Consider the following 14277-nt stretch of genomic DNA (forward strand, 5'->3'; position numbering starts at 1 on the left):
GCCCGGGCGCCCGTATCCGACACTCGCGGGGCAATGCATCGACGGCGGAGAACTCGCGGGTAGCGTCGCCGGGGAGTGACTGTGTCGGGCAGTTGCCAGAAGACTGACCAAGCGGGACGGGTACCCCGCGCGGGATGGGGTTGTACAGATGGGCCGAACGGCTGACACGAGCGTGCACGGTGGCGCGCGTCGAACGCAGGGCGCCTGGCGCCACCGGATCACGGCCGGTCTCGCCGTCATACTGATGTCTCTCGGGGCATCCGTCGCCTCTCCGGCGCAGGCGGCGACCTACCCGAGCTGGGACGACGTGCAGAAGGCGAAGTCCGACACGGCGGCGGCCAACGCCGCGGTCGAGAACATCCGCTCCCTCATCTCCGGACTCGAGGTGCAGGTCGCCGAGGCGATCGCCCTCGCTGAGCAGCGCGCCGACGAACTCTTCGCGGCCCAGCAGAAGTTCGACGAGGCCGTGCGCACGGCCGACGAGATCCAGGCGCAGGCCGACGCGAGCGCGGCATCCGCGGATGACGCGCAGAAGAACGCCGGCCAGCTCGCCGCCCAGCTCTACCGCTCCGGCGGCGGCGATGTGAGCGTCAACCTGTTCCTCGACGCGGGATCGGGTAAGAACACCGAGCAGCTGCTGTCGAAGCTCGGCAACATGAGCAAGATCGTCGAACGCACGGCCTCGATCTACGAGCAGGCCCGCACGGCCGAGAACACCGCGCAGTCGCTCTCGGAGCAGGCATCCGTCGCCCGCGCCGCGCGCGAGGAGCTGCGCGTCGCCGCCGAGGCCGCGCTCGTCGCGGCACGCGAGGCGCAGGCGGCGTCCGAGGCCGCCCTCGCCGAGTCGCAGTCGAAGAAGATCGAGCTCGAGCAGCAGGTGAAGTTCCTGCAGGACGCCGAGGCGAAGACGACGGCGAGCTTCGAAGAGGGTGAGCGCATCCGGAAGGAAGAGGAGGCGCGTCGCCGCGAAGAGGCCCTCCGCGCCGGCAGCCCCGGCATCCCCGCGACATCCGGTTGGTCGCTGCCCGCATCAGGGCGCATCACCGGCAGCTACGGCCCGCGCAGCGTCATCTGCGGCGGAGGCTACTGCTCGAACAGCTTCCACTACGCCGTCGACCTCGGCACCGGCTGCGACGCCCCGATCTACGCCGCGAACAGCGGTGTCGTGACGTACGCGGGCTGGTCGGGCAGCTACGGCAACTTCATCAAGATCGACCACGGCGGCGGCATCTCGACCGGTTACGCCCACATCCGCAACGGCGGCCTCTTCGTCGGTGTCGGCCAGTGGGTCGACTCGGGCCAGAACATCGCCTCGGCCGGCACCACCGGCGCATCGACCGGATGCCACCTGCACTTCGAGGTCTACAACGGCGGCAGCCGCATCGACCCGATGAGCTTCATGGGAGATCGGGGCATCGGTCTTGGCTGACAACCACACCCGGCCCGTCTCGCGCGTGAAGCCGGCCACACTCTTCTCCGCGGTCGCGATCGGCGCGGTCACCGCGACGACGATCGTCGTCGGCAACCCGGCGAACGCCGATGAGGACTACCCGACGTGGAGCGAGGTGCAGCAGGCGAAGCAGAGCGAAGCCGCCAAGCTCGCCGAGATCGCGAAGCTCACCGAACTGCTGAACGGCCTGCGCGCCGCCGCCGAGGCCGCCTCACGCGAGTCGCTCATCGCCGCCGAGGCCTACCGCATCGCCGACGAGGCGCACCAGGCCGCGATCACGCGCGAGTCGAGCCTCGCGAGCCAAGCGGATGACGCGGAGAAGCGAGCCGAGACGTCGCGCATGCGTGCCGGTCTGCTGGCCGCGCACCTCGCACGCAAGACCGGTGACGAGCTCTCGCTCGAACTGTTCCTCAAGGGCGCGGGCGCGAGCGAGGTACTGCGCGGGCTCGGCACCGCCACGAAGATCGGCGAGCAGTCGCAGGCCGCCTACGAGCAGGCCGAGCAGGACAAGAACGCCGCCGAGTCGCTCCGCGGTCAGGCCGAGAAGGCGTCGAGCGAACGTGCTCGCCTCGCCGACGAGGCCCGCGGTTCGTACGACGCGGCGAAGTCGGCCGAGGATGCCGCGCGCACAGCCGTCGCGGTCGAGGAAGAGCACTCCGCGACGATGTACGCGCAGCTCGCCGAGCTCAAGGACACGACGGCCGAACTCGAGCGCGAGTACGCCGAGGGTGAGCGTGCTCGTCAGGAAGCAGCCCAGCCTCCCGGCGGCGGCAACGCCGGCGGAGGAACCGGCGGCGGCGGAGGCAACTCGGGCGGCGGCTCCGGCGGAGGCGGTGGTGCCCCCGCGCCGGCTCCTGCTCCCGGACCGGCCCCCGGCCCGCCCAACGGCAGCGCCGTCGACACGGCCCTCGCCTTCGCGCGCGCCCAGCTCGGCAAGCCCTACCGTCTCGGCGGAGCGGGCCCCGACTCGTGGGACTGCTCGGGTCTCACCCGCGCCGCCTACGCCGCGGCGGGCATCAGCATCGGAACGCACTCGGCGACGAACCAGTTCTACACGATGGAGAACCAGGGCAAGCTCGTGCCGTTCGATCAGGCCCAGCCCGGCGACCTCGTGTTCTGGGGCGGCGGCGGGAGTTACTACCACGTAGCGCTCTACATCGGCGGCGGCCGCATCCTCGAGGCGCCCGACTGGGGCAAGCCCGTGCGCGAGTACTACATCTGGGGCATGGGCGACGTGTCGCCCTGGGTCGGTCGCCCCTCGGGCTGACCCCGCTCGCGTCATCCGTCGCGTGCCCGCGCGCTCTGCGCCACATCGTGCACGAATGCGCCACGCATACGGGCGCATTCCGCGACGAACGGGCGCACACCCGGGCCGCTTACACAGAATCCCGCCCCGCCCGAACCCGCGGTGCGGGCCGTGGCGAGACGGGATTCGTGAGAGTGCGCGTCGGTCAGTGACCGGGGAACGCCTCGAAGCCGGCCTGGATGATGCGCTCGGCCTCGGCCGCGTCGCCCCATCCCTCGGTCTTGACCCACTTGCCGGGCTCGAGGTCCTTGTAGTGCTCGAAGAAGTGCTCGATCTCCTTCTTCGTGTACTCGGGGATCGAGTCGGTGTCCTGGATGTGGTTCCAGCGCGGGTCGCCTGCGGGCACGGCGATGACCTTGGCGTCGCTGCCGCCGTCGTCGGTCATGTTGAAGACGCCGACGGGGCGGACCTTCACGCCGACGCCGGGGAACAGCGGGTAGTCGAGCAGCACGAGCACGTCGACGGGGTCGCCGTCGAGGCCCAGCGTGTTCTCGAAGTAGCCGTAGTCGGTGGGGTACACGAACGTCGTGTAGAGCACGCGGTCGAGGAAGACGCGACCGGTCTCGTGGTCGACCTCGTACTTGTTGCGGCTTCCCTTGGGAATCTCGATGACGGCGGCGTACTCGCCCATGCTCACTCCTTGAACGTTGATGTCGAAGACCGGTTAAGGTTACGGGATGCCCGAGAAGCGCCGTCCCCGCTTGACTCCTGCCGTCGCAGACGTACGCCGGGCGGTGCGCGAGGCGCTTCCCGCCGCGGGCGACCGCTCGCCGCTCGCGCTCGTCGCGCTCTCGGGCGGCCCTGATTCGCTCGCCCTCGCGGCCGCGACCGCCTTCGAGGCGTCGCGGGCTGGCTGGCGCGCGGGTGCCGTCATCGTCGACCACGGTCTGCAAGCCGGCTCCGAGACGGTAGCGGATGACGCGGCCGACGTCGCTCGCGAGCTCGGCCTCGACCCCGTGAGCGTGCGCCGCGTGTCGGTCGACGTGACGGGGGAGGGGCCGGAGGCGTCGGCCCGCGCCGCACGCTACGAGGCACTCACCGTCGCGGCGCGTGAGGCGGGCGCTGAGATCGTGCTGCTCGGCCACACCCTCGACGACCAGGCCGAGACCGTGCTGCTCGGGCTCGCACGCGGCTCCGGCGCGACGAGCCTGCAGGGAATGGCGCCCGTGAGCATCGGCGCCGGGGGAGTGAACCTCGTCCGCCCGCTCCTCGGCATCCGCCGCGCCACGACCCACCAGGCGTGCGTCGACGCCGACCTCGAGCCGTGGACCGACCCCCACAACACCGACCCCTCCTACTCACGCGTGCGCGTGCGTGAGCGGGTGCTGCCCGTGCTCGAGGCCGAACTCGGCCCGGGCATCGCCGAGGCGCTCGCCCGCACGGCCGAGCAGGCACGCGAGGACTCCGCGGCCTTCCAGGAGCAGATCGACGAGTTCATCGAGGAGATCTGCGAACCCGCCGAAGCCGGCATCGCGATCTCGGCGGCGGCTCTCGCTGCGAATCCCGCGGCGCTCCGGCAGCGCGTCATCCGTTTCGTCGTCCAGAGCGAGTTCGGCGTCGCCCTCTCGCGCTCGCAGACCCTCGACGTCGCGCGCCTCGTCACCGACTGGCGAGGACAGGGCCCGATCGACCTGCCGGGGCTCACCGCCCACCGCGAGTCGGGTTCGATCAACTTCACCGCGACGGATGCCTGAGGCCGGTTCTCTCCCGCGTGGAGGCGGCGACTAGGCTCGTTCCATGCATGCCAGTGACATCGAAGGTGACCTCAGTACCGTTCTCGTCACCGAGGCCGAGATCCACGCCAAACTCGCCGAGATCGCGCGCCGCATCGAGACGGACTACGCGGGCAAGGATGTGCTGCTCGTCGGAGTGCTGAAGGGCGCCATCATGGTCATGGCCGACCTCGCGCGCGAGCTCCGCCTGCACGTCGAGACCGACTGGATGGCCGTCTCGTCGTACGGCGCCGGCACGAAGTCGAGCGGTGTCGTGCAGATCCGGAAGGACCTCGACTCCGACCTCACCGACCGTCACGTGCTCATCGTCGAGGACATCATCGACTCGGGCCTCACCCTGTCGTGGCTGCTCGAGAACTTCGCCTCGCGCGGCGCCGCCTCGATCGAGGTGTGCGCCCTGCTCCGCAAGCCCGAGGCCGCCAAGGTCGAGATCGAATGCCGCTACGTCGGCTTCGACATCCCCAACGAGTTCGTCGTCGGCTACGGCCTCGACTACGCCGAGAAGTACCGCAACCTCCGCGACGTCGGCGTGCTCGCGCCTCACGTCTACTCGTAGGTCACGCCGCCTCCGGCATCCCCGCTGCTCGCCCCATTGCCCTCCCGCCTGTGCGTAATTCAGGTGCGGAGGTGTGTCGAGGGTCGAACTGCCGTGACGGATGCCGCGGCTCGCCGCTCCTCTCCTGAATTGCGAACAGATGGCGGCGGATCCTGCCGTCAGCGGCTGTGCCTGCCGGTCCGCTTCCTGCCGTCAGCGGCTGTACTTTCTGGTCCGCTTCCTGCCGTCAGCGAACATGCAGCGGGCCTCCAGCGCGGGAGCGGTAGCCTTTCAGCACCATGAACATGAAGAAGATCCTGCGCGGACCGCTCATCTACATCCTGCTCGCTGTTGCAGCGGTCTGGATCGGCACGAGCCTCATCACCGCCTCTGGGTTCCGCGAGGTCTCGACCCAGCAGGGTCTGGAGTTCATCTCGAACGGCGACGTGAAGTCGGCGAAGATCGTCGACGGCGAGCAGCGCGTCGACCTCACGCTCACGAAGGAGGACAAGGAGTTCGGCACCCAGGTGCAGTTCTACTACGTCACTCCGCGCGGCCTCGACGTCATCACGGCGATCGACGACGCGAGCCCCGCGATCGAGTACACCGACGAGGTTCCTCAGGGCAACTGGTGGCTGTCGATGCTCGGCATCCTGCTGCCGCTCGTGCTCATCGGCCTCTTCTTCTGGATCATGCTCTCGAGCATGCAGGGCGGCGGAAACCGCGTCATGCAGTTCGGCAAGTCGAAGGCGAAGCTCGTCTCGAAGGAGAGCCCGCAGGTCACCTTCGCCGACGTCGCCGGTGCTGACGAGGCCATCGAAGAGCTCCACGAGATCAAGGAGTTCCTCAAGGAGCCGGCGAAGTTCCAGGCCGTCGGCGCCCGCATCCCGAAGGGCGTACTGCTCTACGGCCCTCCCGGAACCGGTAAGACGCTGCTCGCGCGAGCCGTCGCCGGTGAGGCGGGAGTGCCGTTCTACTCGATCTCGGGTTCCGACTTCGTCGAGATGTTCGTCGGCGTCGGCGCGAGCCGCGTGCGCGACCTCTTCGAGCAGGCGAAGCAGAACTCGCCCGCCATCATCTTCGTCGACGAGATCGACGCCGTCGGTCGCCACCGCGGTGCCGGCATGGGCGGCGGTCACGACGAGCGCGAGCAGACGCTCAACCAGCTCCTCGTCGAGATGGACGGCTTCGACCCCAAGACGAACGTCATCATGATCGCGGCGACCAACCGCCCCGACATCCTCGACCCCGCGCTCCTTCGCCCGGGCCGCTTCGACCGTCAGATCGGTGTCGACGCCCCCGACCTCAAGGGCCGCCAGAAGATCCTGCAGGTGCACGGCAAGGGCAAGCCGCTCGCCGCCGGCGTCGACCTCGAAGTCGTCGCACGGAAGACCCCGGGCTTCACCGGTGCCGACCTCGCGAACGTGCTGAACGAGGCCGCGCTCCTCACGGCTCGCTCGAACGCCCAACTCATCGACAACCGCGCCCTCGACGAGGCGATCGACCGCGTCATGGCCGGACCGCAGCGCCGCACGCGTGTGATGCGAGACCGCGAGAAGCTCATCACCGCTTACCACGAGGGTGGACACGCCCTCGCCGCGGCGTCGATGAACTACACCGACCCGGTCACGAAGATCACGATTCTTCCGCGCGGCCGTGCCCTCGGCTACACGATGGTCATGCCCCTCGAAGACAAGTACTCGGTCACGCGCAACGAACTCCTCGATCAGCTCACCTACGCCATGGGTGGCCGCGTCGCGGAAGAGATCATCTTCCACGACCCGTCGACCGGAGCCTCGAACGACATCGAGAAGGCGACCTCGATCGCCCGCCGCATGGTCACCGAGTACGGCATGAGTGCGAACGTCGGTGCCGTCAAGCTCGGTCAGGCGCAGGGCGAGGTCTTCCTCGGCCGCGACATGGGCCACCAGCGCGACTACTCGGAGCGGATCGCGGAGCGGGTCGATGCCGAAGTGCGCGCTCTCATCGAGAAGGCGCACGACGAAGCGTGGGAGGTCTTGAACAACAACCGCGACATCCTCGACAAACTCGCCGCCGCGTTGCTCGAACAAGAGACGCTCGATCACAACCAGATCGCCGAGATCTTCACCGATGTGAAGAAGCTCCCCGAGCGCCCGGTCTGGCTCTCGAGCGACAATCGCCCGGTCTCTGACCTCCCTCCCATCGACTTCCCGCACGAGAAGATGCCGATCGATGAAGGCGCCGTCGATGGCGGCGTCGACTCCGAGCCCCTTCCCGAGACGGAACAGAGCACTCCCACGTGGGGCACATCACGACCGGCGACGGCCTGAGCGCGATGCCTCCCGTCGACCGGGCGCGCGTCGAGGCCGCCGTTCACGAGCTCCTGCTCGCGATCGGTGAGGACCCGACGCGGCCCGGCATCGAGCGCACTCCGCAGCGGGTCGCCGAGTCGTACGTCGAGTTCTTCCACGGTGTGAGCGAAGATCCGCTCGTCCACCTCGCCGACTGCGTGCCGCTGGGCGCGGCGGATGACGGTGGCGAGACGACATCCGACGCCGTGATCGTGCGCGATCTCGCGTTCCGGTCGATGTGCGAGCACCACTTGCTTCCGTTCACCGGCGTCGCTCACGTCGCGTACCTGCCTCACGAGCGCGTCATCGGTCTCGGGCGCATCCCGCTCGTGATCGACACGCTCGCGGCGCGCCCTCAGCTGCAGGAGCGACTCGCGGAGGAGATCGCCGACGCGCTCGACGCCGGCCTCGAACCGCGTGGCGTGCTCGTCGTGCTCGATGCGGCGCAGCAGTGCGTCTCGACGCGGGGGCCGCGTCAGGTCGCCAGCTCGACCGTGACGATCGCGAGCCGTGGCGAGCTGACGGAGCCCGCGGCCCGCAGCGAGATCATGGCCTTGATCGGCGCGCGCCGTGACTGACTCCCTCGACCTGTCGGGTGCCGCGCGGCCGCTCATCATGGGCGTGCTGAACGTCACGCCCGACTCGTTCAGTGACGGCGGTCGCTGGCTCGAGCACACCGCAGCGATCGAGCACGGCCTCGCGCTCGTCGCCGACGGTGCCGACATCGTCGACGTGGGAGGCGAGTCGACGCGACCCGGTGCCGAGCGCGTGAGCACCGACGAAGAGCTGCGACGCGTCGTTCCCGTCATCCGTGAACTGTCCGCCGCCGGCATCCGCGTCAGCATCGATACCATGCACGCCGCGACGGCGGCGGCCGCGGTCGACGCGGGGGCGGAGATCGTCAACGACGTCTCGGCCGGTCTCGCCGACGCCGAGATGGCGCCGATCGTCGCGGCGACGGGCGCGCTCTACGTCGCGATGCACTGGCGCGGTCACTCCGACCGCATGGACGACCTCGCCCACTACGACGACGTCGTCGCCGAGGTGCGCGACGAGCTCGCCGTGCGGGTCGGCGCATTGACGGATGCCGGTGTCGACGCCGCGCGGATCGTGCTCGATCCCGGGCTGGGCTTCTCGAAGCGCGCCGAGCACAACTGGGCGTTGCTCGGCGGACTCGACCGGCTCATCGACCTCGGGTTCCCCGTCCTCGTCGGTGCGTCGCGCAAGCGATTCCTCGGCGCCGTCGTCGCTCCTGACGCCGACGTCGAAGCCCGCGACCTCCCGACGGCCGTCGTGAGCGCGTTGAGCGCGCTCTCCGGCGCGTGGGCGGTGCGCGTGCACGACGTGCGTTCGACGCGCACTGCACTCGATGTCGCCCGGGCATGGCAGAGTGGTGGGCGTGACGACCGCGCCTGACAGCATCATCCTGACCGGCCTGCGGGTCCGGGCGAATCACGGGGTCTTCGACTTCGAACGCGCCGACGGGCAAGACTTCCTCATCGACGTCGTCGCCCGACTCGACCTCGCCGGAGCCGCGGGAACCGACGACCTTGGCGACACCGTGCACTACGGCGAACTCGCGATCGCCGTGCACGACGCCGTCGAGCGCGACCCGGTCGACCTCATCGAGACGGTCGCCGAGCGCGTCGCGGCAACGGTGCTCGCATTCCGCGCGGTCGACGAGGTCGAGGTCACGGTTCACAAGCCGCAGGCGCCCATCCCCGTTCCCTTCACCGACGTCGCCGTGCGCATCGTGCGGGGCAGGGGCTGAGCATGGCGCTCTTCCGTTCGAGCCGCGAGGCCGGCGAACACGTCATCGTCGCTCTGGGCTCCAACCAGGGCGACCGCGAGGGCACGCTCGGCCGGGCCATCGCCGACATCGATGCGCTGCGCGAACTGCGCGTGAGGGCGATCTCGCCGTACTACGAGACCCCGGCCATCAAGATCGACGGTGTCGACCGCGAGGCGCCGCGCTACCTCAACGCCGTCATCGCCGCGCAGACGACGCTCTCTCCTCACGCTCTGCTCGACGCGCTCAACACGATCGAACGCGGTCACGGCCGCGTGCGCGACGAGGTGTGGGGCGATCGCACCCTCGATCTCGACATCATCGTCTACGGCTCGCTCGAGATGCGCGACGAGACGCTCACGATCCCGCACCCGCGTGCCTGGGAGCGCGCGTTCGTGCTGCAGCCGTGGCTCGACATCGAGCCGGGTGCGGTGCTGCCCGGCTATGGGCCGATCTCCGCCGTGCGAGCCCTCGCGACCGACGAGGTGCGCCTCTACGTCGACGACGAGTCCGACGGAGACGAGCCGTGAGCCGCACCCGCGCGACGTCGCTCATCGCCATCGGTGTCGTCGGCCTCGTGGCATCCTTCCTCATCGAGCTCGCCCTCGTCTCCGTCGGCCGGTCGACGATCGTGCCGCCGATCTCGCTCCCGATCACCCTCATCGGCGTCGCCGTGGTCGTCGTCGCCGTGGCCTGGCCCGTGCGCAAGGCCGTCAAGGGCCGGGGCCGTGTCGACCCCTTCCGGGCGATTCGCATCGCGGCCCTCGCGAAGGCCTGCAGCCTGAGTGGCGCGATCGTCGTGGGCTTCGGCGCCGGCGTGGCCGCCTTCCTGCTCACCCGCAGCGTCATCGGCGGCGCCGAGCCGATCCTGCTCTCGATCGCGACGTTCATCGGCGCCGGCATCCTGCTCGCCGGGGGCCTCATCGCCGAACGATTCTGCACTCTCCCGCCCGACGACGACGCCCCCAACCCCGAGGAAGCCCGTGCCTGAACGTTTCGAGATCGACGCTCCCGAATGGAAGCGCGTGTCGCCGAAGTACATCTTCGTCGAGGTCGTCGGTTCCATCATCTTCACGATCCTCCTCATCGCCGGGCTCGTCATCGCCGCGCTGCTGTGGCAGTGGGTGTGGGCTCCGTGGGCCGCGGGCGCCGTCGCCGTCATCGCGATCGTGACGATCGCCCTCGAGCCCCGGCGGGTGCGCTCGATCGGGTACGTGCTGCGCGATGACGATCTGCTCTTCCGCCGCGGCATCATGTTCCAGCGTTTCGTCGCCGTGCCCTACGGCCGCATGCAGCTCGTCGACATCACTCGCGGTCCGCTCGCCCGCATGCTCGGCCTCGCCGACCTCAAGTTCGTGACGGCGGCGGCGACGACGGGCGTCACCCTGCCCGGTCTGCCCCTGGCCGACGCCGAGGGGCTCCGCGACCGACTCGTCGAACTCGCGGAGTCGCGACGGGCGGGTCTGTGACCGACTCCGCGCCCGAGGCCCCTCGCCCGCTCGGACCGACGGCGACCGGTCTCGCCGACGGCGAGTGGCACCGCCTGCACCCCGCGACGCCGCTCCTCCGCGGCGGCATCTTCGTGCTCGCCATCCTCGGCTTCGCGATCGCGAACATGCGCGAACGGCTCGTCGAGATCTTCTTCGGCGGACTCGCGCCCGACCTCCCCGGGTACGACGGGGACGGCTCCGAATGGGCGAACGACCCCGTCAACGGTCTCGTCGAGAGTGGAACCCTCGGATGGGCGATCCTCGCGGTCATGGGCATTCTCATCGTGCTGCTCGTGGGCTTCTGGCTCTCGTGGCGCATGCACACGTTCCGCATCACGGGCGAATCGGTCGAGGTGCGCAGCGGCATCGTGTTCCGCTCGCACCGCAGCGCCCGGCTCGACCGCATCCAGGGCATCAACATCTCGCGGCCGCTGCTTCCGCGCATCCTCGGCACCGCGCGCCTCGAGGTCGCGGTCGCCGGTCAGTCGGGCAATGTGCAGCTCGCCTACCTGTCGGGCAAGCTCGCCGATGGCCTCCGAGCTGACATCCTGCGCCTCGCGTCCGGTGCGCGGAGTGGGCCGCGTGCGGCCGTGACGGATGACGCGCGCCCGGTGTTCGCCGACTATCCGCCGCCCGCGGGTGCGCCGGTGCTTGATCAGCCGGCTCCCGTAGCCCCGGCGGCGAACGGTTCACGCGCTGCCGAGTTCGCGCGCGACCGGGTCGGCGAGTTTCTCGCCCCCGAGCTCGACCCGAGCCTCGCGACCCCCGAATCGGTCGTGCACATCCCTCCGGGTCGCGTGGTCGGATCGACTCTGCTCTCGGGCGCGACGATCGCGCTGCTCATCGTCATCGGCGCCTTCATCTGGGGTCTCAGCACCGGGCGGGGCTGGGTCTTCTTCGGCTTCATCCCCGCGCTCATCGGTTTCGGAAGCTACTACTGGTCGCGCGTGACGAAGTCGCTGCGCTTCACCATCGCCGGCACCCCCGACGGTGTGCGCATCGGTCATGGACTGCTCTCAACCTCGAACGACACGATTCCGCCGGGGCGCATCCACGCGATCCAGGTGCAGCAGTCGATCGTCTGGCGACCGTTCGGGTGGTGGATGATCCGCATCACGACCGCCGGGCAGTCGATCGCCGAGGCATCGGGCTCGCAGAGCCGTTCGATCGTGTTGCCCGTGGGAACGCGAGCCGACGTGACGAAGGTGCTCTCGCTCATCCTCCCGTCGGCCGATCTCGAGCGGCTGAGCGAGATCGTCGCGAGCGGTATGTTCTCGCGCGGCTCCGACGACGTCTACTCGACGCCCCCGCGCCGGGCGGCGTGGCTCGCGCCGTTCTCGTGGCGTCGCACGGGGTACACGATCGCCGACGGCGTCGTGTTCCTCCGCCGCGGAGTCGTGCAGCGCGACCTCATCCTCGTCTCGCTCGCGCGCGTGCAGAGCGCGGCGATCCACCAGGGTCCGATCCGCCGGGCGCTCGGGCTCGCACATGCCCGTGTGCACACCGTCGCGGGCCCCGTCATCGCGACGCTTCCGGTCATCGAGATCGGCGATGCTCGACGCTTCTTCGACGACGTCGCGACCGGTGCCGTCGAGTGGGCGCTGCGCGACACGTCGAGTTCGTGGGGTGCCGAGCCCGAGCTCGAGCCGGAGGCCTCCGCCGAACAAGTGGCGGCGGTCGGTGATGCTGAGCCGGTAAGCGATGCTGAGCCGGGCGGCGACGTTGAGCCGGCCGGCGACGCTGAGCCAGCCGGCGACGCCGAGCCAGCCGCTGACGCCGAGCCCATCGGACCCACCGCCCCGGCGCCGGAGGAGACGACCGATGGGCGTTGAGCAACGCGCCGGTCGCCTCGGTGTCGGCACGATCGGCGCGGGCCGCGTCGGTCCGGTGCTCGCGGCCGCGCTCGGCGGTGCGGGCCACGCGCTGACCGGTATCTCCGCGGTGTCGGCCGAGAGCCGCGAACGCGCCGAGGTCATCCTGCCCGGAGTGCCCGTGCTTCCCGTCACCGACATCGTCGAGCGCAGCGAACTCGTGCTGCTCGCCGTTCCCGACGACGAACTCGCCGCACTCGTGGCGGGCCTCGCCGCGGCCGGAGCCTGGCAGCCCGGTCAGCTCGTGCTCCACACGAGTGCGCGTTTCGGAGTCGACGTTCTCGCTCCGGCGCGTGCCCAGGGCGTCATCCCTCTCGCCGCTCATCCGGCGATGGTCTTCTCGGGCACGACCCTCGACCTCGCCCGGCTTGCGGGAACCTGGTTCGCCGTGACCGCCCCGGCTCCCGTGCTGCCGATCGCTCAGGCGCTCGTCGTCGAGATGGGCGGCGAGCCGCACGTCGTCGACGAATCCGATCGCGCGGCCTACGCCGAGGCGGTCGATACGGCCGTCTCGTTCTCGACGGCGATCGTCGATCAGGCGACCGGGCTCCTCTCGTCGATCAGGGTCGAGCGACCCGGGCGCGTGCTCGCTCCGCTCGTGCGTTCGGCGGTCGAGGCCGCGCTCGCCCGCACCGGCGCGAGTACGATCGATCCGGCCCTGAACGGCGCCGATTCCGACTTCCCGTTCCCCGATGCGGAGCTCCCATGACGACCGATGCCCCCGAGGTCGTCGGCGAGATCGCGGCTCTGCGTGAGCGCCTCGGCGCCGCACGTGCGGCGGGTGCCCGGATCGCCCTCGTGCCGACGATGGGTGCGCTGCACGACGGTCACCTCGCGCTCGTCGACCGGGCGCGTGAGCTCGCCGACGTCGTCGTCGTGTCGATCTTCGTCAACCCCCTGCAGTTCGGCGCCGGCGAAGATCTCGACCGCTACCCGCGCACCCTCGACGCCGATGTCGCCGCGCTCGCGAGCCGCGGCGTCGACCTCGTCTTCGCGCCGACCGCGCGCGAGATGTACCCGCGCGGCGACGTCTCCACGCGCATCACGGCCGGACCCGTCGGCGACCGCTACGAGGGGTCGTCGCGCCCGGGTCACTTCGACGGCATGCTCACGGTCGTCGCGAAGCTCCTGCACATCGCGATGCCCGATGTGGCGCTCTTCGGCCGGAAGGACGCCCAGCAGGTCTTCCTCGTCGAGCGGATGGTCGCCGACCTCGACGTGCCCACGGTGATCGAGGTCGTCGAGACGGTGCGCGAAGACGACGGCCTCGCGCTCTCGAGTCGCAATCGGTTCCTCGACGAACCGCATCGCCGCGCGGCGCTCGCGCTCTCGGAAGCGCTCCGTGCGGCATCCGATGCGGCTGCGGAAGGCCTCGCGGAGGCTCTCGCCGAGGCCGCCGCGGCGTTCGGCGACCACGACGACGCCGAGCTCGACTATTTCGTCATCGTCGACCCCGCGACGCTGTTGCCCGTCGCCGACGACTTCCGCGGAGAGGCCCTCGCCCTCGTCGCCGCCCGCGTCGGCGGCACGCGCCTCATCGACAACGCCCCCCTCACCCTCTGACGCCCCACCCTCTTCCCGTCTCGGCGTCACGAATGTGCTGCTCGCGCGCGCTGAACAGCACATTCGTGACGCCGAAACAGCTCTCGCGGGGGTGTTTCGGCGTCACGACACGCTGGTCATGCGCGCGAACACCAGCGTGTCGTGACGCCGAGACGTCTGCGCGGGGTGGGTGAGAGCGGTGCGCGAGGGGATGCCGCGGTGCGAAGT

Annotated in this window: 15 protein-coding genes; 14 read left to right on the forward strand and 1 reads right to left on the reverse strand. The window is 70.1% G+C overall.

Annotated features, from left to right (window positions below):
• Window positions 1-148 precede the first annotated feature (148 nt).
• Both BJ972_RS14885 and BJ972_RS14890 read left to right on the forward strand, forming a co-directional pair.
• A complete protein-coding gene (locus tag BJ972_RS14885) occupies window positions 149-1429 on the forward strand; it encodes a M23 family metallopeptidase (RefSeq protein WP_129177099.1) in 1281 nt (426 codons plus the stop codon).
• Window positions 1422-2717, forward strand: a complete 1296-nt coding sequence (locus tag BJ972_RS14890) for a C40 family peptidase (protein ID WP_129177101.1) — start codon at window positions 1422-1424, stop codon at window positions 2715-2717. The genes BJ972_RS14885 and BJ972_RS14890 overlap by 8 nt, the downstream gene beginning before the upstream one ends.
• A gap of 184 nt (window positions 2718-2901) precedes the next feature.
• On the opposite strand, the gene ppa is transcribed toward BJ972_RS14890, so the two are convergent.
• Window positions 2902-3387, reverse strand: a complete 486-nt coding sequence (ppa, locus tag BJ972_RS14895; RefSeq protein WP_129177103.1) for an inorganic diphosphatase — start codon at window positions 3385-3387, stop codon at window positions 2902-2904.
• A 46-nt stretch (window positions 3388-3433) separates the two neighbouring features.
• Between ppa and tilS the strand changes: the two genes are divergently transcribed.
• From tilS to panC, 12 genes are all read left to right on the forward strand, one after another.
• Window positions 3434-4450 (forward strand): tRNA lysidine(34) synthetase TilS, encoded by a 1017-nt coding sequence (gene tilS, locus BJ972_RS14900; RefSeq protein WP_129177105.1) that lies wholly within the window; start codon window positions 3434-3436, stop codon window positions 4448-4450.
• Window positions 4451-4493: 43 nt separating this feature from the next.
• Window positions 4494-5045, forward strand: a complete 552-nt coding sequence (gene hpt / locus BJ972_RS14905; RefSeq protein WP_129177107.1) for a hypoxanthine phosphoribosyltransferase — start codon at window positions 4494-4496, stop codon at window positions 5043-5045.
• 278 nt (window positions 5046-5323) lie between these two features.
• Window positions 5324-7336 (forward strand): ATP-dependent zinc metalloprotease FtsH, encoded by a 2013-nt coding sequence (gene ftsH / locus BJ972_RS14910; protein ID WP_129177109.1) that lies wholly within the window; start codon window positions 5324-5326, stop codon window positions 7334-7336.
• A 5-nt stretch (window positions 7337-7341) separates the two neighbouring features.
• The gene (gene folE / locus BJ972_RS14915) at window positions 7342-7935 is read left to right on the forward strand and encodes a GTP cyclohydrolase I (protein ID WP_129177141.1); all 594 of its coding nucleotides are present in this window, start codon (window positions 7342-7344) and stop codon (window positions 7933-7935) included.
• A gap of 37 nt (window positions 7936-7972) precedes the next feature.
• Window positions 7973-8773: a dihydropteroate synthase gene (folP, locus tag BJ972_RS14920; RefSeq protein ID WP_129177143.1), complete on the forward strand. Its 801-nt coding sequence runs from the start codon at window positions 7973-7975 to the stop codon at window positions 8771-8773.
• Window positions 8757-9128: a dihydroneopterin aldolase gene (gene folB / locus BJ972_RS14925; RefSeq protein ID WP_241830905.1), complete on the forward strand. Its 372-nt coding sequence runs from the start codon at window positions 8757-8759 to the stop codon at window positions 9126-9128. The genes folP and folB overlap by 17 nt, the downstream gene beginning before the upstream one ends.
• A gap of 2 nt (window positions 9129-9130) precedes the next feature.
• Window positions 9131-9676: a 2-amino-4-hydroxy-6-hydroxymethyldihydropteridine diphosphokinase gene (gene folK, locus BJ972_RS14930; protein ID WP_129177113.1), complete on the forward strand. Its 546-nt coding sequence runs from the start codon at window positions 9131-9133 to the stop codon at window positions 9674-9676.
• Window positions 9673-10137, forward strand: coding sequence for a DUF3180 domain-containing protein (locus BJ972_RS14935; protein ID WP_129177115.1), 465 nt, complete (start codon window positions 9673-9675; stop codon window positions 10135-10137). Before folK ends, BJ972_RS14935 begins: the two co-directional genes overlap by 4 nt.
• Window positions 10130-10615 (forward strand): PH domain-containing protein, encoded by a 486-nt coding sequence (locus tag BJ972_RS14940; RefSeq protein WP_129177117.1) that lies wholly within the window; start codon window positions 10130-10132, stop codon window positions 10613-10615. The genes BJ972_RS14935 and BJ972_RS14940 overlap by 8 nt, the downstream gene beginning before the upstream one ends.
• On the forward strand, window positions 10612-12468 hold the full coding sequence (locus BJ972_RS14945) for a PH domain-containing protein (protein ID WP_129177119.1): 1857 nt from the start codon (window positions 10612-10614) through the stop codon (window positions 12466-12468). The genes BJ972_RS14940 and BJ972_RS14945 overlap by 4 nt, the downstream gene beginning before the upstream one ends.
• The gene (locus BJ972_RS14950) at window positions 12458-13216 is read left to right on the forward strand and encodes a Rossmann-like and DUF2520 domain-containing protein (RefSeq protein WP_129177120.1); all 759 of its coding nucleotides are present in this window, start codon (window positions 12458-12460) and stop codon (window positions 13214-13216) included. The genes BJ972_RS14945 and BJ972_RS14950 overlap by 11 nt, the downstream gene beginning before the upstream one ends.
• Complete coding sequence (gene panC, locus BJ972_RS14955; RefSeq protein WP_129177122.1) at window positions 13213-14070, forward strand: pantoate--beta-alanine ligase; 858 nt, start codon at window positions 13213-13215, stop codon at window positions 14068-14070. Before BJ972_RS14950 ends, panC begins: the two co-directional genes overlap by 4 nt.
• Window positions 14071-14277: the final 207 nt, after the last annotated feature.

This window comes from Agromyces atrinae (assembly GCF_013407835.1).
GTDB lineage: Bacteria > Actinomycetota > Actinomycetes > Actinomycetales > Microbacteriaceae > Agromyces > Agromyces atrinae.